This is a genomic window from Streptomyces sp. NBC_01217, assembly GCF_035994185.1.
GTDB lineage: Bacteria > Actinomycetota > Actinomycetes > Streptomycetales > Streptomycetaceae > Streptomyces.
Map to the genome: position 1 here is coordinate 787,422 of NZ_CP108538.1, position 18,464 is coordinate 805,885.

The following is an 18,464-nucleotide window of genomic DNA, read 5'->3' on the forward strand; positions in this document are numbered from 1 at the left end:
CCCGCAGCGCATCCGCTGCGGGGCCGGTGTCCTGACGGAGCGTGTCATGGGCGCAGCCCACGCGCAGCGCAACGCGCATCGCCGGCTCACCCTCGTGGCCGGTGGGCCGCCGGGTGGGTGAGGGAGCGAGCCCGCACCCACCCGGCGTGGTCAGTTCCCCGCGATGCGCTGGGCAGCCGCGTCCCAGGCGGAACGGTCTCCGGACGGCTCGTGGCGCACCAGTGGCTGGGTGCGCACGAGCAGGTCGCGCATCGCCCAGCGGTCGCCGGCCAGGCCGTCGGCACGGGCCTGGACGAGGACGTTGCCCAGGGCCGCGGCCTCCGCCGGTCCCGCCACCACCGGGAGGCCGCAGGCGTCGGCGGTGAGCCGGCACAGCAGGGTGTTGCGGGCTCCGCCGCCGACGATGTGCACGACGTCGACCGGGTGGCCGGCGAGCCGTTGTGCGTCCTCGATGGCGCGACGGTGTGCCAGGGCGAGCGAGTCGAGGATGCAGCGGGTGGTCTCGGCCCTGGTCGTCGGGACCGGCTGGCCCGTCGCACGGCACGCCTCGGCAATGCGCTCGGGCATGCGGCCGGGTGCCAGGAAGCCGGGGTCCGAGGCGTCGACGACCGACCGCAGGGTCGGCACCTGTGCCGCGCCGTGCAGCAGGGGTTCGACGTCGTGTTCGTTCCAGGCGCGCATGCACTCCTGGAGCAGCCACAGTCCCATGATGTTGCGGAGGTGACGGACCGTGCCGTCGATGCCGAGTTCGTTGGTGAAGTTGGCCCGGCGGCTCTCTTCGGTCAGCACGGGTGCGTCGAGTTCGAGTCCGGCCAGGGACCAGGTCCCGGTGCAGATGTAGGCGAAGCGTTCACCGGCCGCGGCGGGTACGGCGGCGACCGCGGATGCGGTGTCGTGGGAGGCCACCGCTGTCACCGGTACGGGGCTGTTCAGCCCTGTCTGCTCCTGTACCGGGGCCAGCAGACGGCCGGCCGGGGTGCCTGGCCGGCGCAGTGGTGCGAACAGGGTGGTGTCGATGCCCAGGGGCTCGGCGACGCCGCGCGCCCAGTCGCCGGTACGCGGGTCCAGCAGCTGAGTCGTCGATGCGTTGGTCACCTCCGTGCCGCGTTCGCCGGTGAGCCAGTACGCGATGAGGTCGGGGATCAGCAGCAGCTGCCGCGCCGCCGCCAGCTGGGCCGAGCCCTGGGCGGCGACGAGCTGGTAGAGCGTGTTGAAGGGGGCGTACTGGATGCCCGTCGCCGCGTAGAGCCGGTCGGCCGGGAGGGTCGCCCACACCTTGTCGGCGATGCCGTCGGTGCGGGCGTCGCGGTAGTGCGCGGGGTTGCCCAGGAGCGCGCCGTCCGCGTCGAGCAGGCCGTAGTCCACGGCCCAGCTGTCGATGCCGATCGAGGCGAGGTGCCCGTCGGTCGCCGCCCCAGCCGCACGCAGGCCGTCCAGGACGCCCGCGTAGAGGCCGGCGATGTTCCAGCGCAGGCCCTCGGGCAGGCGCACCGGCCGGTTGGGGAAGCGGTGCGCCTCGGTGAGGTCCAGGGTGTCGGGCCCCACGCGGCCGACCATGACGCGTCCGCTGGACGCGCCGAGGTCGACCGCGGCGTAGGCCTTGTGGTGCTCGTTCATCGCAGGAACGCCGCCGCCACGCCCGCATCGACGGGGATGTGCAGTCCGGTGGTGTGGGTGAGGTCGCCGCCGGTGAGGGCGAAGACGGCGTTGGCCACGTGCTCGGGCAGCACCTCGCGCTTGAGGAACGTGCGCTGGGCGTAGAACTCGCCGAGCTTCTCCTCCTGCACGCCGTACACGGCCGCGCGCTGGGCGCCCCAGCCGCCCGCGAAGATGCCCGAGCCGCGTACCACGCCGTCCGGGTTGACGCCGTTGACGCGGATGCCGTGCTCGCCCAGCTCGGCGGCGAGGAGCCGCACCTGGTGGGCCTGGTCGGCCTTGGTCGCGGAGTAGGCGATGTTGTTCGGGCCGGCGAACACGGCGTTCTTGGAGGCGATGTAGACGATGTCGCCGCCCAGGCCCTGGGCCTGCATGGCGCGGGCGGCCTCGCGGGAGACCAGGAAGGAACCGCGGGCCATGATGTCGTGCTGGAGGTCCCAGTCCCGGGCCGTGGTCTCCAGCAGGGGCTTGGAGATGGAGATTCCCGCGTTGTTGACCACCAGGTCGACGCCGCCGAAGGCGAGCAGCGCGGCCCGGAAGGCCTCGGTGATCTGCTCCTCGGACGTCACGTCGACGGTGACGGCCACGGCCTTGTCGGCGCCGCCGATTTCGTCGGCGACCGCAGCGGCGTTGCCGGCGTCGAGGTCGGCGACCACCACGCAGGCGCCCTCGGCGGCCAGACGGTGCGCGATGGCCTTGCCGATGCCGCTGCCCGCGCCGGTGACGAGCGCGATACGGGTGGCGAGCGGCTTGGGCTTCGGCATCCGCTGGAGCTTGGCCTCCTCCAGGGCCCAGTACTCGATGCGGAACTTCTCCGACTCCTCGATGGGCGCATAGGTCGAGACTGCTTCGGCGCCGCGCATCACGTTGATCGCGTTGACGTAGAACTCGCCTGCGACACGGGCGGTCTGCTTGTCCTTGCCGAAGCTGAACATGCCCACGCCGGGGACGAGGACGATCGCCGGGTCGGCGCCCCGCATGGCCGGGGAGTCCGCGTCGGCGTGGCGGTCGTAGTAGGCCGCGTACTCGTCGCGGTAGGCCGCGTGCAGCTCCTTGAGGCGGCTGACGGCCTCGTCGAGCGGCGCGGTGGGCGGCAGGTCGAGAACCAGGGGCCTGACCTTCGTCCGCAGGAAGTGGTCGGGGCAGGAGGTGCCGAGGGCTGCCAGGCGCGGGTGTTCGGCGCGTGCGACGAAGTCCAGTACGGGCTCGGCGTCGTTGAAGTGCCCGACCTGCGGCTTGTCCTGCGAGGCGATGGCGCGGACATGGGGGGCGAGGGCGGCGGCACGCTCGCGGCGCTCCGCCTCGGGCAGCGGCTCGTAGCCCTCGATGACCGGGCCGAAGGGGGCGGGCCTGCCGTGTTCGGCGAGGAACGCCTCGGCGGTGCGGATGATGTGGAGGGAGTTGCGCTCGCACTCCTCACCGGTCGCGCCCCAGGCGGTGATGCCGTGGCCGCCGAGGATGCAGCCGATCGCCTGCGGGTTGGCCTGCTTGACGGCGGCGATGTCGAGACCGAGCTGGAAGCCGGGGCGGCGCCACGGCACCCACACGACGCTGTCGCCGAAGCACTCGGCGGTCAGCTTCTCCCCGTCGGCGGCGCAGGCCAGTGCGATGCCGGAGTCGGGGTGCAGGTGGTCGACGTGCGGGGCGTCGACCAGTCCGTGCATCGCGGTGTCGATGGACGGCGCCGCGCCGCCCTTGCCGTGCAGGCAGTAGTCGAACGCGGCGACCATCTCGTCCTCCCGGTCCACACCGGGGTAGACGTCCTTGAGGGCGTGCAGACGGTCCAGGCGCAGCGCGGCCAGGCCCTGCTCCGTGAGCGTGCCGAGGTCGCCGCCGGAGCCCTTGACCCACATCAGCTCGACGTCGCCGCCGGTGACGGGGTCGGTGCCGGTGCCCTTCGCGGACGTGTTGCCTCCCGCGTAGTTGGTGTTGCGGGGGTCGGCGCCCAGCCGGTGCGAACGGGCCAGCAGAGCGGCGGCTTCGGGATGGGGTGCCATGTGTTCTCAGTCCTTCATCAAGAGTGGGTACGACGAGCGCCCTCCAGGGGCGCGGAGCTGTGCAAGGGTGCGGCTCCGCCGCGTGGACGCGACGGGCCCGGCTCGACCGGCGGAGCTCCGTCCGCCGGTCCGGGCGGACGGGACTCGGCGCTCACGCACCCCAGCCGGCCTGTCGGCCGCCCACCCGCTCCTCCGCGATCCTGGCCGCCCACCCGGACCGGTGGTACGCGGCGACCGGATCGGCGTGGAGTCCCGTCTCCCCGCGCACCTCGGCGAGCAGCGGCCGCACGTCGGTGTTGTAGGCGTCCATGATCACGGCGTTCGCCGCCAGCACGTCACCGGAACGCTGCGCGGCGGACAGTGCGGCGCGGTCCACCAGGAGCGCCTTGGCCGTGGCCTCCTGGACGTTCATCACCGAGCGGATGATCGCCGGGATCTTGGCCTCGATGTTGTGGCACTGGTCGAGCATGAAGGCGACGTCCGAGGTGAGGCCGCCGCCGCGTACCACCTCGTACATGATGCGGAACAGCTGGAAGGGATCGGCGGCACCGACCATCAGGTCGTCGTCGGCGTAGAACCGGGAGTTGAAGTCGAAGCCGCCGAGCTTGCCCTCGCGCAGCAGGGTCGCGACGATGAACTCGATGTTGGTGCCGGGCGCGTGGTGGCCGGTGTCGACCACGACCTGGGCCTTTGCGCCGAGCTTGAGGCAGTGCGCGTAGGCGGTTCCCCAGTCCGGGACGTCCGTGGCGTAGAAGGCGGGCTCGAAGAACTTGTACTCCAGGAGCATCCGCTGGTCTTCGCCCAGGCGCTCGTAGACGGCCTGCAGAGCCTCGGCCAGGCGGTCCTGGCGCTCGTGGATGTCGTCCTGGCCGGGGTAGTTCGTACCGTCCGCGAACCACAGCTTGAGGTCCTTGGAGCCGGTCGCGTCCATGATGTCGACGCATTCGAGCAGGTGGTCCAGGGCCTTGCGGCGCACCTTCGCGTCCGGGTGGCAGATGCTGCCGAGCCGGTAGTCGTCGTCCTGGAAGGTATTGGAGTTGATCGCGCCCAGCTTCAGGCCGCGCTCCTCGGCGTACGTGGCCAGGGCCGCGTAGTCCTCGACCGCGTCCCAGGGAATGTGCAACGCCACGCTCGGCGCCGCACCGGTGAACTCGTGCACTTTCGCGGCGTCGTCCAGCTTCTCCCGCGGTGTGCGCGGGACTCCTGGCTGGGTGAACACCTTGAACCGCGTACCCGAGTTCCCGTACGCCCACGACGGTGTCTCGACGGCCTGGGTCTTGAGGGCTGCCTTCACGGCGGCGAGCTCGGTCACGGGGGGCTCCTACGGCATCGGGCGGCCGGTGCGGACACCGGCCGGATTGAACGGCTGCCTGAAACGCAGATGAAACGATTCAGAAAGGAAGCTAGGAGGGGCGGGCAACGCTGTCAACCCCCCCTGGGGCGACTCATCGATGAGCGCGTAGGTACGGCACTCGGCGGGGAGAGGCCGCAGGGAAGTTTTCCACCCTGAACCATTGACGCGACCCCACCGACATGCCTAACGTCCCGGCAACCTAGTTGAAACCTTTCACGACGTCGTGGGTAGTCCTCTCGCGTCGTTGAGGAGCCCCCATGACCCACCGGTCCGATACGGGTCCGGCCCCCGTACTCGCCCTCACGGGCGTATCGAAGTCCTTCGGCGCCGTACGTGCCCTGCGGGACGTATCCCTGGAGCTGTTCCCGGGTGAGGTGCACGCCCTCGCAGGCGAGAACGGCGCGGGCAAGTCGACCCTCATCAAGACGCTCGCCGGAGTGCACCGGCCCGACGTCGGCCAGGTGCGGCTCGACGGCGAGCCCGTCACCTTCCACGGTCCGGCCGATGCCCGGGACGCGGGCATCGCCGTGATCTACCAGGAGCCCACGCTCTTCCCCGACCTGTCGATCGCCGAGAACATCTTCATGGGCCGCCAGCCACGGCGCTCCCTCGGCCGCATCGACCACAGGGCCACGCACGCCGCCACCGCCGCCCTGATGCAGCGGCTCGGCGTCGAGCTCGACCCCGAGCGCCCGGCGCGCGGTCTGTCCATCGCGGACCAGCAGATCGTCGAGATCGCCAAGGCGCTGTCCTTCGACGCCCGCGTCCTGATCATGGACGAGCCGACGGCCGCCCTCACGGGCAGCGAGGTGGCCCGCCTCTTCGGGGTGGTGCGCACGCTGCGCGAGCAGGGCGCGGCCGTGCTGTTCATCTCGCACCGGCTGGAGGAGATCTTCGAGATCTCCCGGCGGGTGACGACCCTGCGCGACGGCGCCCGGATCGCCAGCGAGCTGCTGGACGGGATGACCGAGGACGACCTGGTACGCCGCATGGTCGGCCGCGATCTCGACGAGCTCTACCCCAAGCAGGAGGTCCAGCCCGGCGAAGTCGCCCTGAGCGTGAGGCGGCTGACCCGCGAGGGCGTCTTCACCGATGTCTCCTTCGAGGTGCGCAGCGGCGAGATCGTCGGCCTCGCCGGGCTGGTCGGCGCCGGGCGCACCGAGGTCGCGCGCGCCGTCTTCGGCATCGACCGCTGGGATGCCGGCGAGGTCGAGATCGAGGGCAGGGCGCTGACCAACGGCGCACCGTCCACGGCCATGGCCGCCGGGCTCGCCCTCGTCCCCGAGGACCGGCGCGCCCAGGGCCTGGTGATGGACATGTCCATCGAGCGCAACATCGGGCTCACCGGGCTGCGTACGACCGTGAAGGCAGGACTGATGGACCGGGGCGCCGAGCGCAGCCGCTCCCTGGACTGGGCGGTCAGGCTCCAGGTCAAGTACGCCCGGATCGCCGACGCCGTCTCCACGCTGTCCGGCGGCAACCAGCAGAAGGTCGTGCTGGCCAAGTGGCTGGCCACCGGCCCCAGGGTGCTCATCGTCGACGAGCCGACCCGTGGCATCGACGTCGGCACCAAGGCCGAGGTGCACCGGCTGCTGTCCCAGCTCGCCGCCGACGGCGTCGCCGTCCTGATGATCTCCTCCGACCTGCCCGAGATCCTCGGCATGGCCGACCGCGTGCTCGTCATGCACGAGGGCCGCCTGACCGCCGAGATCCCGCGCTCCGAAGCCACCGAGGAAACCGTGATGGCCGCCGCAACCGGGAGGGTCGCATGACGACGACCGCCCCCAGCCCCTCCCCCGCCACCGACGTGCCCGCCTCCAGCAGCACCCGGCTCGTCGACCGTGTCTTCAAGATGCGCGAACTCGCCATCCTGGCCGTCTTCCTGGTGATGATCGCCGTCACCCAGATGGGCAACAGCGAGTTCCTCTCCGAGCAGGGCATCAAGGACCTCCTGCTCAACGCCACCATCCTGGTGCTCGTCGCCACCGGCCAGTCGCTGGTCGTGATCACCCGTAACGTCGACCTGTCGGTCGGCTCGACACTCGGCATCAGCGCGTTCGCCGCCGGCACCTGGCTGCAGGGCGGCGGGGACCCGGTCGTGGCGCTGGTGCTGGCGATGCTGCTCGGCATGGTCTGCGGCCTGGTCAACGGCCTGCTCGTCAGCCTCGGCCAGGTTCCCGCGCTCGTCGTCACCCTCGGCACGCTGTACATCATCCGGGGCATCGACTCGATCTGGGTCGGCTCCCGGCAGATCACCGCGGCCGACCTGCCCGGCGGCTTCGTCGACTTCGGCTCCGGCGGCGTCGTAGCGGTGCCGTGGCTCGCGCTGATCGCGCTGGCCGTGCTGGTCGCCACCGCTTACTACCTCAAGCACTTCGGCAGCGGCCGCGAGCTGTACGCGCTCGGCTCCAGCCCCGAGGCCGCGCGGCTGGCCGGTATCCCCGTGCGCAAGCGGATCCTCGCCGCGTACACGGTGTGCGGCGCCCTGGCGGGCCTCGCCGGAGCGATGTACCTGGCCCGGTTCGGCAACGTCGACTCCGCCACCGGCACCGGCTACGAACTCACGGTCGTCAGCGCGGTCGTCGTCGGCGGTGTCGTCTTCACCGGCGGCTCCGGCAGCGTCTACGGCGCGGCGCTCGGCGCGCTGCTGCTGACCTCGGTCAACAGCGTGCTGCCCGCGCTGGGCGTCAGCTCCGTGTGGGTGCTCGCCATCAACGGCATCCTGCTCATCCTCGCCATCGCCGTGGACCGCGTCGTCGCGCTGCGCATGGCCAACGCCCTGAAGAAGAGGAACGCCCGCCATGGCTGACTCCGTCCTCTCCCGTGCCGTCCGCTGGGACACGGTGGTCGGCACCCTCCTGATCGTCGTCCTGCTGCTTTCCTTCGGGTTCGTCGACGGCTTCGGCAACGCGCTCAACCTGTCCTTCCTGATCGGCAACACCCTGCCGATCGCGCTGATCGCGCTGCCCATGACGATGCTCGTGGTCTCCGGCGAGATCGATCTGTCGGTCGCCTCCACGGCGGGCCTGTCCGGCGCCGTCATGGGGGCCCTGTGGAACCAGGGCATGACGATCGAGACGATCATCCCGTTGTGCATGCTGCTCGGCGTGGTCTGCGGCCTGGTCAACGGCCTGCTCGTGACCCGGCTCGGCCTGCCCTCGCTCGCCGTCACCATCGGCACACTGGCCGCCTACCGCGGCATCGCACAGATCGTGCTCGGCTCCGACGCGGTCACCGACTTCCCCTCGCAGTACCTGGACTTCGCGGCCGGGCGCATCGACGGCACGTTCATCCCGTACGCCCTGCTGCCCTTCCTGGTACTGCTCGCCATCGCCGTGGTCACCCTGCACGCCACCCCGTTCGGGCGCTCGCTGTTCGCGGTCGGCGCCAACGAGGAAGCCGCCCGGTTCGCCGGCATCCGGGTCAGGCGGCACAAGCTGATCCTGTTCACGCTCACCGGTCTGATGGCCTCTCTCACCGGCGTCTTCTGGGCCCTGCACTACGCCAGCGCCCGCTACGACAACGCCACCGGGCTCGAACTGTCCGTCGTCGCGGCCGTCCTCCTCGGCGGCATCGACTTCGACGGCGGCAAGGGCACCCTCGGCGGCGCCGTCGCCGGTGTGTTCCTGCTCGGTGCGCTGCAGAACGTGATGAGTCTGCTCAACGTCTCCGCCCAGTCGCAGATCGTCGTCACCGGCGTCCTGCTCGTCGTCTCCGTCCTCGGGCCGCGCATGGCCCGGCAGCTCCATACGGCACGGGCGGGGCGCAGGGCCGGGCCGCCGGCCCCGGGTCCCGCGGACACCAAGTCCCCCGGCCCGGCAGAGGCCCCGTCCCCCTCCCCCTCTTCGTAGACACGCAGTCGCGTAGTTCCCGTACTCACTCATCCCGCACTCTCCCGAAAGGCACCCTCATGTCCTCCACCGCACTCCGCCGTGCCTGCGCCGCTCTGGCCGCTGTCACCTCGCTCACCCTGGCCGCCACAGCGTGCGGCGGCACCTCCAAGAACGACGTCAAGGACGAGAGCGGCTCGCACACCTCGAAGGGCAAGGCCGACCCGAACGCGGCCACCAAGAAGGGCCTGACGGTCGCCTTCCTGCCCAAGCAGGTCAACAACCCGTACTTCACCAGCGCCGACAAGGGCGGACAGAAGGCCGTCGAGGAACTCGGCTCCACGTACAAGGAGACCGGCCCGAGCAGCGCGACCGACACCAGCGGCCAGGTCAGTTACGTCAACACGCTCACCCAGCAGCAGGTCGACGCCATGGCCGTCTCGGCCCAGGACCCCGGCGCCCTGTGCACCGCGCTCAAGCAGGCGATGAGCAACGGCATCAAGGTCGTCACCTACGACTCCGACACCAAGCCCGACTGCCGCGACGCCTTCGTCTCGCAGGCGAGCGCCGAGTCCCTCGGCCGTTCCGAGGTGAAGCTGCTCGCCGAACAGATCGGCTTCAAGGGCGAGATCGCGATCCTGTCCGCCGCTCAGACGGCGACGAACCAGAACACCTGGATCGAGTTCATGAAGGACGAGCTCAAGAAGCCCGAGTACAAGGACATGAAGCTGGTGAAGGTCGCGTACGGCAACGACGACGCCCAGCAGTCCTTCCAGCAGACCCAGGGCCTGCTCCAGGAGCACCCCGACCTGGCCGGGATCATCTCGCCCACCACCGTCGGCATCAAGGCGGCCGCTCAGTACCTGTCCGGCTCCAAGTACAAGGGCAAGGTCAAGCTGACCGGGCTCGGCACCCCCAACGACATGCGCAAGTACGTCAAGAACGGCACCGTCGAGGGCTTCGAGCTGTGGGACCCGGCCAAGCTGGGCGAGCTTGCCGCGCACACCGCCGTGGCGCTGTCCTCCGGCCAGATCACCGGCAAGGAGGGCGAGACCTTCAAGGCCGGGGCCATGGGGAGCTTCACCATCGGCAAGGACGGTGTCATCGACCTCGGTGAGCCGACCGTCTTCGACCAGAAGAACATCGACAACTACAACTTCTAGCCCGTCGGCGGTCACTGATGCAGCGTGTCTGTTTTCTGCTCAAGGTCCGCGAGGACCGCATCGACGAGTACCGCGCCCGGCACGACGCCGTGTGGCCCGAGATGCGCGACGCGCTCTCGGCCACCGGCTGGCACAACTACTCGCTCTTCCTCCGCGATGACGGCCTGCTCGTCGGCTACGTGGAGACGGAGGACTTCGCGGCGGCCCGGGCCGCCATGGAGAGCACCGAGGTCAACGCCCGCTGGCAGGCCGAGATGGCGCCGTTCTTCGAGTCCCTGGACGGGGCACGGCCCGACGAGGTCATGAGTCCGATCCCCGAGGTCTTCCATCTCGCCTGACCGCACACGACAGACGCCTCCCGGTGTCGCAACGCCGACAGCCCCGACTGCCGGCACCGCGACACCGGGAGGCGCGTACCGATCTGTGGACGCAGCGTCGCCACAGGTAGCCTGGACCACTTCGTCACCCTGCCTACCCTGGAGGTTTCCGTCCGATGAACCGGTCGGTGGGTATCAAGGACATCGCGCGCGCCGCAAACGTGTCTGTGGGCACGGTCTCGAACGTGATCAACCGCCCGGACAGCGTCTCGCCCCGGACCCGGGCCCGTGTGCAGGCCGAGATAGACCGTCTCGGTTACGTACGCAGCGAGTCCGCCCGCCAGCTGCGCGCCGGGCGCAGCCGCATGATGGGCCTGCTCGTCCTGGACATGGGCAACCCCTTCTTCGTCGAGATCGCCCGGGGCGCCCAGCGCGCGGCCCGTACCGCCGGGCTCGGCGTCATGGTCTGCAACAGCGCCCAGGACCCTGCCGAGGAGGCCGAATACCTCTCCCTCTTCGCCGAACAGCGCGTACGCGGTGTCCTGTTGACCCCGGCCGACGCCACCGGGCGCACCATTGCGGGCTTCCGTCGGCAGAACATCCCGTTCGTCCTCGTGGACCGCGTGGCCGAGGGACACACCGAGTGTTCGGTCTCCGTCGACGACGTGGCCGGTGGCGCCCTCGCCGTCCGCCATCTCGTCGAGACAGGGCATCGCTCCATCGCCTACGTCAGCGGCCCGCCCGGACTCAACCAGGTGCATGACCGCCGAACCGGTGCGCTGAACGCGCTCACCGAGGCCGGTCTGCCGCCCGAGGCACTGCGCGAACTGCCCACTGAGCGCCTCGACGTCGCCGCGGGACGCGACGCGGGCGCCCGCCTGCTCGGCCTGTCCGACCGCCCCACCGCCGTCTTCTGCGCCAACGACCTGCTGGCCCTGGGTGTTCTCCAGGCCCTCTTCGCCGCCGGTGTGCGGGTCCCTGAGGACATGGCGATCGTCGGCTACGACGACATCGAGTTCGCCGCCGCTGCCGCCGTCCCCCTGACCTCCGTACGCCAGCCCGCGTACACCATGGGCACGATGGCCGCCGAACTCCTCCTGGAGGAGACCGAGTCGCCGCAGGACGCCGACCACCGACACCGCCGGGTCATCCTCCAGCCGGAACTGGTGGTGCGGCACTCCAGCCTGGGAACGCGCTGAGCCCGGGAGCGCGGCGACCCGCTGCTGCGGGCGCGCGTCAGCCGATGCAGACGACGCCCAGGACACACAGCTGCGGCGGCCCGGCAGGCTGCGCGGCGGGGGGCGCCGGTTCCTGAGCCGCAGGCGGTGTGCCCGCGTCGGATGGTTCGGCGGAGGGCGGTGCGCTGGTTTCGGGCGCGGGCGCGGTGTCGGTGACAGTGCCCCCGGTGTGTGCCGTCGTGCCCTGCGCGGGCGCGGTGTGCGGTGCGCTGCCGGGGCTCGTGCGGGCTCGGGATGCGGCGGCGGGTTCGGGCTGCCGGTGCGTCGGGGCTGTGGGGGCGGTGATGTGTTGCTGTCCGCCGGCCGCGATGGGCGCGCGGGTGTCCGTGGGGTGTGTGTCCGCGCTCTCGGGCTGCTGTGATCCCGCGTCGGTGGCCGCGAGCCGGGTCGGGGCATGGCGCTGCGAGTCGGGCGCCGCGGCCGCCTGCGTCTGGCTCGCTGAGGGTCTGTCGGGCATCAGGGCGACGGTGAGGGCGCCGCCCGCGATGGCGAAGGCCGCTCCGGCCGCGGCGCGGCGCTTGTGCTTCTTCCAGCGCGCCAACTGCCGACGCCGGGCCGCCCGGCCCTCCCCGGTGGGCGAAGCGCCTTCGTATCCGCCGGCCGGTCCGGCGCCCGCGGCTTGCGTCGTCGTGCCGCGGGCTGCGCCACCGTCCCCGGCCGGCGGGACGTCTGCGTCGTCAGCGGCGTGGCGGCCCTCAGTGGGTGCGAACGCGTCCCACGTCGTCGTACTGAAGGTGCCTTCGCCGGGCCGTGCCTCCCCCATCGCCGCGGCATTGCCCCACGGAGTGCGGTGGCGCGCGGGCGGGGCTATGTCGGGGGCGCACTCTCCGCATCCCGGGCAGACCAGGGCCCCGTTGAGGGTCCGACGGCACGACGAGCAGTAGTCCATCTGCGATCTCTCTGTCCTGGCCTTGTTCGGCTTCGCACGCGGAATCGGAGCACCCGGCAACGCTAACGCCACCTGCCGAACGTGGCGCGCAGAGCTTGTGATGCTTGCGTGCACATTCCCTGCGCCTGGCCTGCACCGGCCCGACATGTCATCACGAATCCGGGACGCGGCGCCTGTACGCGGACCGAACGGCACAGATCCGGGCCGGTCAGCAGGAGAGGGCGTGGTGGCCCGTGTCCGATCCGAAAGGAACCCTGCCCGGACCCGCCAAACCCTCACCGGTCGCTGAAGGTCACCTCCTTCGCGTCCTCGGCGTACTCGAAGTTGCCGGTGAAGCCCCAGTTCTTCCAGCCGCCGTCACCCTTGTTGGTGATGGTTCCCCCGTCAATGGCGAACACATCGACACCGTCCACCACCGCAAGGTGCTCAAGGCCGGACACTCCGGAGAAGGAGAGGTCGTCGAACGATTTCACCGCGATGATGTTCTTGCCGGGAAAGCTGCGGCTGTACTCGTCGATCAGTGAATGGGTCAGCTCGGCATCGTCGCCCGGCACGTTGCCGGAGAAGTCGGTACCGGGGTACGGCCCGCCGTCCGTGTACTTCGGCGACTCGTCATCGAAGTTGACCGTGCCCGATCCGGTGGGGGTGGAATCGGCCTCCAGGTCGACGGGGTCGGGCTGCTCAAAGGTCACCTCCAAGCCGTCGCGGGTGAAGTCGCCGTACAGGGCCCAGTTGATGTAGCCACCGTCGCCGTCGTTGCTGAACTTGCCCCTGTCGAAGACATGGATGTCGAACACGCCCCGGCCCGAGGCGATGTCATCCCCGTTTTCTTCGTCATGGTATTCGTTGGAGTTCAGCCGGTACCTGCCCTCATGAACGAACGAATCCGGCTCCTCGACCCAGTGCGACGCCTGCTCCGAGTGCATCGCGACCACGTTGTAGTCGGGGTAGCAGCGGCGCATGTCGTTCACGAGCATCCGCACCGCCTGGGTCGATCCCTCGTCGTCCAGCGGGGAATACGTGTCGTAGTACCGGCTCCGGTCAGGCGGTTCCTGACCCTCGACCTGGCAACCCTCGTCGCCGGGCTTCCAGCCCTCCTTCCGCTCGGGACGGGGCGGCTCCTCGAACGTGACAGTGCGGTGGTCCTCGCTGACGTCGAACACGCCGTGGAACGCGCGGTTCTTCCATCCGAGGTCGGCGTCATCCGCCCAGGTGAACTTGCCTGTCTTGAACGCGTAGACGCGATACGTGGTGCCGCTGATCTCCACGGTCTCGATCAGCGCCGTACCGTCCATCTGCTGCAGATTGCCCTCGTGCGGCTGCGCGATGACGATGTTGTAGTCAGGGAGGCAGTAGGCGAGGTCCGCAAGCGCCGACTTGACCCGCTTCTCCTTGTTCTTCTCGTTGTCGATCTTGTCGACGACAAAGTTGACCAGCCAGGAGTACCCCCAGGCGGCCGCCTTCCCGAGAACGCCGTTGCCCGGAACGGATATCGACGACTGCGACTCCCGCGGCTCGAAGCACAGATCGGGAAGTGCGTTCACCGTCTTGCCGGGGGACTTGACGACGGACTTGCTGACGGACTCGCCGGCTCCGTCACGGCGGAGGGTGCCGGGCTTGACGGGATCGCCGGGACCGGCCTGCCGGTCGTCGTCGATGACATCGTTGTCGTCGGGGCAGCCACTGCCGCCGCCCATCATCACACCGATGCGGCAGACCTGATGGTGTGCGGACCGGGAGATGCCACCCCCGATGGCGGCGGCGGCGATCGCGCCGACCACGGCGGCGACGATACCCAGCAGGGCCAGGTACTCGATTGCTGTCTGCCCCGTGCTCGCGCGTAAGCCCAGGCGTATCCGGTCGCTGCGTTTCACGCGTCACCTCGTCGTGGATCACTCACGTCACCGGGGCCGTCTGCCTGCCGGGGGTCGAACTGTAACGACGGCACCTGGGCCCACGGACAGGGTCCAAGGGCCTGTCACCAGGACCCAAATCGGCAGGTGGGGGGACCCAGCATTCGCGGTGGGACTGTCAGAGGCCGGCGACTTCCCGTGTGTGATCGCCGAGTTCCCGCCGACCTCGTCTCCGCCCACCAGGTGCACATGTCATCGCAGTGACATCGGGCGGCGGCAGCGGCACGGCGTCCTGCCGTAGGAGCGATCGGTCGCGGGAGACGCGCCGCTCACGTCAGGCGCTCCGCCCTCCCAGCGCTCACCGCCGTACGCGCGGCATCCCCAGTCCGATCCACGAGATGATCTCCCGTTGGATCTCGTTGTTGCCGCCGCCGAAGGTGAAGATGACCGCGGACCGGTATCCGCGTTCGAGTTCGCCGTGGAGTACGGCGCCCGCGGACCCCTCCTTCAGCGGTCCCGCCGAGCCGACGACCTCCATCAGCCAGGCGTAGGCGTCGCGACGTGCCTCGGAGCCGTAGACCTTGACGGCTGAGGCGTCCTGCGGGGTGAGGGTTGCGTTCTGGACCGCGGACACCATCTGCCAGTTGAGGAGCTTCATGGCGTCGAGCCTGGTGTGGGTACGGGCCAGGAGGGCGCGTACCCAGCCGAGGTCGATGACGCGGCGGCCATCGGTGAGCCGGGTGTCCGCGGCCCAGCGCTGGACGTCGTGGAGCGCGCGGATCGCCATGGTGCCGTGGGCGGCGAGGGTGACGCGTTCGTGGTTGAGCTGGTTGGTGATGAGCCGCCAGCCCTTGTTCTCCTCGCCGACGCGGCGGGAGACCGGGACGCGGATGTTCTCGTAGTAGCTGGCGGTGGTGTCGTGCGAGGCGAGGGTGTTGATCAGCGTGCAGGAGTAGCCGGGGTCCGCCGTCGGGACGAGGAGCATGGTGATGCCCTTGTGGGGCGGGGCTTGCGGGTCGGTGCGGACGGCGAGCCAGACCCAGTCGGCGGTGTCGCCGTTGGTCGTCCAGATCTTCTGCCCGTTGACGATGTAGGAGTCGCCCTCGCGTACCGCCCGGGTCTTCAGGGCGGCGAGGTCGGTGCCCGCGTCGGGTTCGCTGTAGCCGATCGCGAAGTCGATCTCACCGGCGAGGACCTTCGGCAGGAAGTAGGCCTTCTGTTCGTCGGTGCCGTACTGCATGATCGTCGGGCCGACGGTGTTGAGGGCCATCAGCGGCAGCGGTACGCCCGCCTGGGCGGCCTCGTCGAAGAAGATGAACTGTTCCATCGGGGACAGGCCACGTCCGCCGTACTGGGTCGGCCAGCCGACGCCGAGCCAGCCGTCGCTGCCCAGGCGCCGGATCGTCTCACGGTAGAAGCGTTTCTGTACGGAGGAGTCGGCATGGCGTGCGTAGGCGTTGTCGGGGACCAGGCCGGCGAAGTACGCACGCAGTTCGGCGCGCAACTGCTGCTGTTCAGGCGTGTATTCGAGGTGCACGGCCCCTCCAGGAGTCTCGCGGTCGCGTCGCCCGTGTGCGGCGGCGCACACAGTAGAACGTGTTGCAAGAATCCGGAAGGGCCGGGACGTCTCCGGCGGGCGTCAGCGCTTGACGGCGCACAGGACGACGAACTTCGGGTCGCCGGCGACCGTGGTGCAGTTGCCGAAGATCCGGCGCAGCTGGGTGTGGTAGCCGAGGTGCCGGTTGCCGACGACCCACAGCTCGCCGCCCTGCCGCAGCACGGTGCGCGCCCCGTGGAACATGGTGCGGGCCGTGGCGTCGGTGGTGGCCTGGTGGGAGTGGAACGGCGGGTTGTTGAGCACCAGGTCCACGCTGGCGGGCGGCAGCTGGGCCGGCCCGTCGCCGACCACGAACTCGGCCTTGGCGTCCGGGCCGGTGTTGGCCCGGAAGGTCTCCTCGGCGGAGGCGACCGCCTGGTACGACTCGTCGATGAAGGTGACCGTCGCTTCGGGATTGGCGAGCGCGGCGGAGAGTCCGACGACGCCGTTTCCGCAGCCGAGATCGAGGACCCGGTCGGGCCCGCTGCGCGCGGGGAGGTGGCCGAGGAAGAAGCGGGTGCCGATGTCGAGGCGTTCGGCGCAGAAGATCCCGGCGTGGTTGGTGACCGTCCGGCCGGAGACCGGGCCGACGCTCTCGGGCAGCTCGTAGCGGTAGGGCCAGGGGCTGGGTGTACGGGGCAGGGCCGGGTCCGGGGTGCAGAAGATGAGCCGGGCCTTCTTGACCGCGAGGGAGGTGCGGGTCGGACCGATGATCCGCTCGAAGAGCTTGAGGGTGGAGGTGTGGATCTCCTTGACCATGCCCGTGCCGATGACGACGGTGCCCGCGTGGACGGCCGGTGCCAGCCGGTGCAGCTGGTCCTCCAGGAGCGCGAGACTCTTCGGGACGCGTACCAGCAGGACGTCGATGCGGTCCGGCGGCGCGTCCCTGGCCGACAGCAGGTGCACGGCGTCGGCGGCCACGCCGTTGCGGTCCAGATTCGCCAGGGTCGCGCGCTGCGCCAGGTAGGAGTCGGTGATCTGTACGAGGCGGTGCCCGGCCAGCACGGTGCTCAGGGCTCCCCAGCGGTCGCCCACCACGACCACGGTGCCCGACAGGTCGACCGGTTCCGGTTCGTCGGTACCCTCCAGCCGCCGCAGCAGATACTCATCGGCAGCGTCCCAGGCGCGGAACGGGTCGCGCGGGTCCTCGGGAAAGCGGGCGAGGTCGTACCCGGCCCCTGACGTCGTCAAACGGTTCATTGTGGACCCAGGCTAGCCGAGCCGCGGGGAGTGACCGCACACTCCCCGCGCCGGCCGCCGGGCCCGCCGGCTAGGGCAGCGCCTTGTCGATCGCCGACCGGCCCTCCCGGGCGAGCCTGCGCTCCGCCCACTGAAGATTCTTCGGAGTCAGGTCCCGCCCGGAGGCGAGCACCAGGTCCTCTGCCGACGGATGGTCGCTCCCGCCGGTGTGCAAGAGGCTGTCGGGAGTCACTCCCCGAGCTGCGGATACGGATTCGGGCTCGTCGCTCATGCCGCCTCCTCGTCCTTTCGGTCATTCTCGCCCCGCGCCCGGCCCGCCGCATCCGATGCCTCCGCGATCCGCTCCCCGCGCCACAGTCAAGCCCTCACTTGACCTGCACATGATAGGTACACAGCGTTCACACCATGGTCACGGTGCGTGTGGAAGGCTCCCGCTGACCCCGTACCACACCACCGCCGCGGCGCCGTTCCCCACCTTGTGACGGCCTCGCGGTGCCCGCGTTCCCGGGCAATTCCGGAGAGGACACCCCACATGTCCCGTCGTCACCTTCATTACCGGCGCCCCCTGCTGGCGACCCTCGCCGCGTTCGCGGTGCTCGCCGGCACCGCGGCCGCCGCACCGGCTGCCACATCCCAGGCCGCACCCCCGGCCGCGCCGGTTGCCGCTACCCCGCTCGGCGCCCTCGACGACACGTACTACCAGAACGCGCTCGGCAAGTCCGGAACCGCGCTGAAGAGCGCGCTCCACACGATCATCAGCAGCCAGACCAAGATCTCCTACAGCCAGGTCTGGGACGCCCTGAAGAGCACGGACCAGGACCCCGCCAACTCCTCCAACGTGATCCTCGTCTACTCCGGCCGTTCGATATCCAAGAACAGCAACGGCGGCTCGGTCGGCCAGTGGAACCGCGAGCACGTCTGGGCGAAGTCCCACGGCGACTTCGGCACCTCCACCGGCCCCGGCACGGACATCCACCACCTGCGCCCGGAGGACGTCCAGGTCAACTCGATCCGCGGCAACAAGGACTTCGACAACGGCGGCAGCGCGGTCAGCGGCGCACCGGGCAGCTACACCGACAGCGACTCCTTCGAACCGCGTGACGCGGTCAAGGGCGATGTGGCGCGCATGATCCTCTACATGGCGGTGCGCTACGAGGGCGATGACGCCTTCCCCGACCTCGAACCCAACGACAGGGTGTCCAACGGCTCGGCGCCGTACATCGGCCGCCTCCCGGTGCTGAAGGCGTGGAGCCAGGAGGACCCGCCGGACAGCTTCGAGAAGCGGCGCAACGACGTCATATTCGACCAGTACCAGCACAACCGGAACCCGTTCATCGACCACCCGGAGTGGGTCGAGTCCATCTGGTAGA

The 18,464-nt window shown here is 70.1% G+C and carries 15 protein-coding genes; 7 read left to right on the forward strand and 8 right to left on the reverse strand.

Features of this window, described 5'->3' with window-relative positions:
- Window positions 1–150: 150 nt before the first annotated feature.
- The 3 genes from OG507_RS03210 to rhaI all read right to left on the reverse strand — a co-directional run bounded on the left by OG507_RS03210 (window position 151) and on the right by rhaI (window position 4,965).
- Window positions 151–1,617 (reverse strand): rhamnulokinase, encoded by a 1,467-nt coding sequence (locus tag OG507_RS03210; protein ID WP_327365582.1) that lies wholly within the window; start codon window positions 1,615–1,617, stop codon window positions 151–153.
- Complete coding sequence (locus OG507_RS03215) at window positions 1,614–3,653, reverse strand: bifunctional aldolase/short-chain dehydrogenase (RefSeq protein WP_327365583.1); 2,040 nt, start codon at window positions 3,651–3,653, stop codon at window positions 1,614–1,616. The genes OG507_RS03210 and OG507_RS03215 overlap by 4 nt, the downstream gene beginning before the upstream one ends.
- A gap of 151 nt (window positions 3,654–3,804) precedes the next feature.
- A complete protein-coding gene (gene rhaI, locus OG507_RS03220) occupies window positions 3,805–4,965 on the reverse strand; it encodes an L-rhamnose isomerase (protein WP_327365584.1) in 1,161 nt (386 codons plus the stop codon).
- A 299-nt stretch (window positions 4,966–5,264) separates the two neighbouring features.
- On the opposite strand from rhaI, the gene OG507_RS03225 reads away from it, so the two are divergent.
- The 6 genes from OG507_RS03225 to OG507_RS03250 all read left to right on the forward strand — a co-directional run bounded on the left by OG507_RS03225 (window position 5,265) and on the right by OG507_RS03250 (window position 11,516).
- Window positions 5,265–6,779: a sugar ABC transporter ATP-binding protein gene (locus OG507_RS03225; protein ID WP_327365585.1), complete on the forward strand. Its 1,515-nt coding sequence runs from the start codon at window positions 5,265–5,267 to the stop codon at window positions 6,777–6,779.
- Entirely contained in the window at window positions 6,776–7,816 is a 1,041-nt protein-coding gene (locus OG507_RS03230; RefSeq protein ID WP_327365586.1) for an ABC transporter permease, read from the forward strand. The genes OG507_RS03225 and OG507_RS03230 overlap by 4 nt, the downstream gene beginning before the upstream one ends.
- A complete protein-coding gene (locus tag OG507_RS03235; protein WP_327365587.1) occupies window positions 7,809–8,858 on the forward strand; it encodes an ABC transporter permease in 1,050 nt (349 codons plus the stop codon). Before OG507_RS03230 ends, OG507_RS03235 begins: the two co-directional genes overlap by 8 nt.
- A gap of 59 nt (window positions 8,859–8,917) precedes the next feature.
- The gene (gene rhaS / locus OG507_RS03240; protein WP_327365588.1) at window positions 8,918–10,000 is read left to right on the forward strand and encodes a rhamnose ABC transporter substrate-binding protein; all 1,083 of its coding nucleotides are present in this window, start codon (window positions 8,918–8,920) and stop codon (window positions 9,998–10,000) included.
- Between the two features lie 17 nt (window positions 10,001–10,017).
- Window positions 10,018–10,338, forward strand: coding sequence for an L-rhamnose mutarotase (locus tag OG507_RS03245; RefSeq protein ID WP_327365589.1), 321 nt, complete (start codon window positions 10,018–10,020; stop codon window positions 10,336–10,338).
- A gap of 155 nt (window positions 10,339–10,493) precedes the next feature.
- A complete protein-coding gene (locus tag OG507_RS03250) occupies window positions 10,494–11,516 on the forward strand; it encodes a LacI family DNA-binding transcriptional regulator (RefSeq protein WP_327365590.1) in 1,023 nt (340 codons plus the stop codon).
- A gap of 37 nt (window positions 11,517–11,553) precedes the next feature.
- Here OG507_RS03250 and OG507_RS03255 read toward each other — a convergent pair whose 3' ends face one another.
- The 5 genes from OG507_RS03255 to OG507_RS03275 form a co-directional block, all read right to left on the reverse strand.
- Window positions 11,554–12,591, reverse strand: coding sequence for an SCO2400 family protein (locus tag OG507_RS03255; RefSeq protein WP_442810934.1), 1,038 nt, complete (start codon window positions 12,589–12,591; stop codon window positions 11,554–11,556).
- A gap of 128 nt (window positions 12,592–12,719) precedes the next feature.
- Window positions 12,720–14,318 carry a hypothetical protein gene (locus OG507_RS03260; RefSeq protein ID WP_327365592.1) on the reverse strand — a complete coding sequence of 533 codons (1,599 nt, stop codon included), beginning with the start codon at window positions 14,316–14,318 and terminating at the stop codon, window positions 12,720–12,722.
- A 337-nt stretch (window positions 14,319–14,655) separates the two neighbouring features.
- Window positions 14,656–15,834: an acyl-CoA dehydrogenase family protein gene (locus tag OG507_RS03265; protein ID WP_327365593.1), complete on the reverse strand. Its 1,179-nt coding sequence runs from the start codon at window positions 15,832–15,834 to the stop codon at window positions 14,656–14,658.
- Between the two features lie 102 nt (window positions 15,835–15,936).
- Entirely contained in the window at window positions 15,937–17,094 is a 1,158-nt protein-coding gene (locus OG507_RS03270; protein WP_327365594.1) for a methyltransferase, read from the reverse strand.
- A gap of 70 nt (window positions 17,095–17,164) precedes the next feature.
- On the reverse strand, window positions 17,165–17,365 hold the full coding sequence (locus OG507_RS03275; protein WP_327365595.1) for a hypothetical protein: 201 nt from the start codon (window positions 17,363–17,365) through the stop codon (window positions 17,165–17,167).
- A gap of 261 nt (window positions 17,366–17,626) precedes the next feature.
- Here OG507_RS03275 and OG507_RS03280 point away from each other — a divergent pair, with 261 nt between their 5' ends.
- Window positions 17,627–18,463 (forward strand): endonuclease I family protein, encoded by an 837-nt coding sequence (locus OG507_RS03280; protein WP_327365596.1) that lies wholly within the window; start codon window positions 17,627–17,629, stop codon window positions 18,461–18,463.
- Window position 18,464 lies beyond the last annotated feature (1 nt).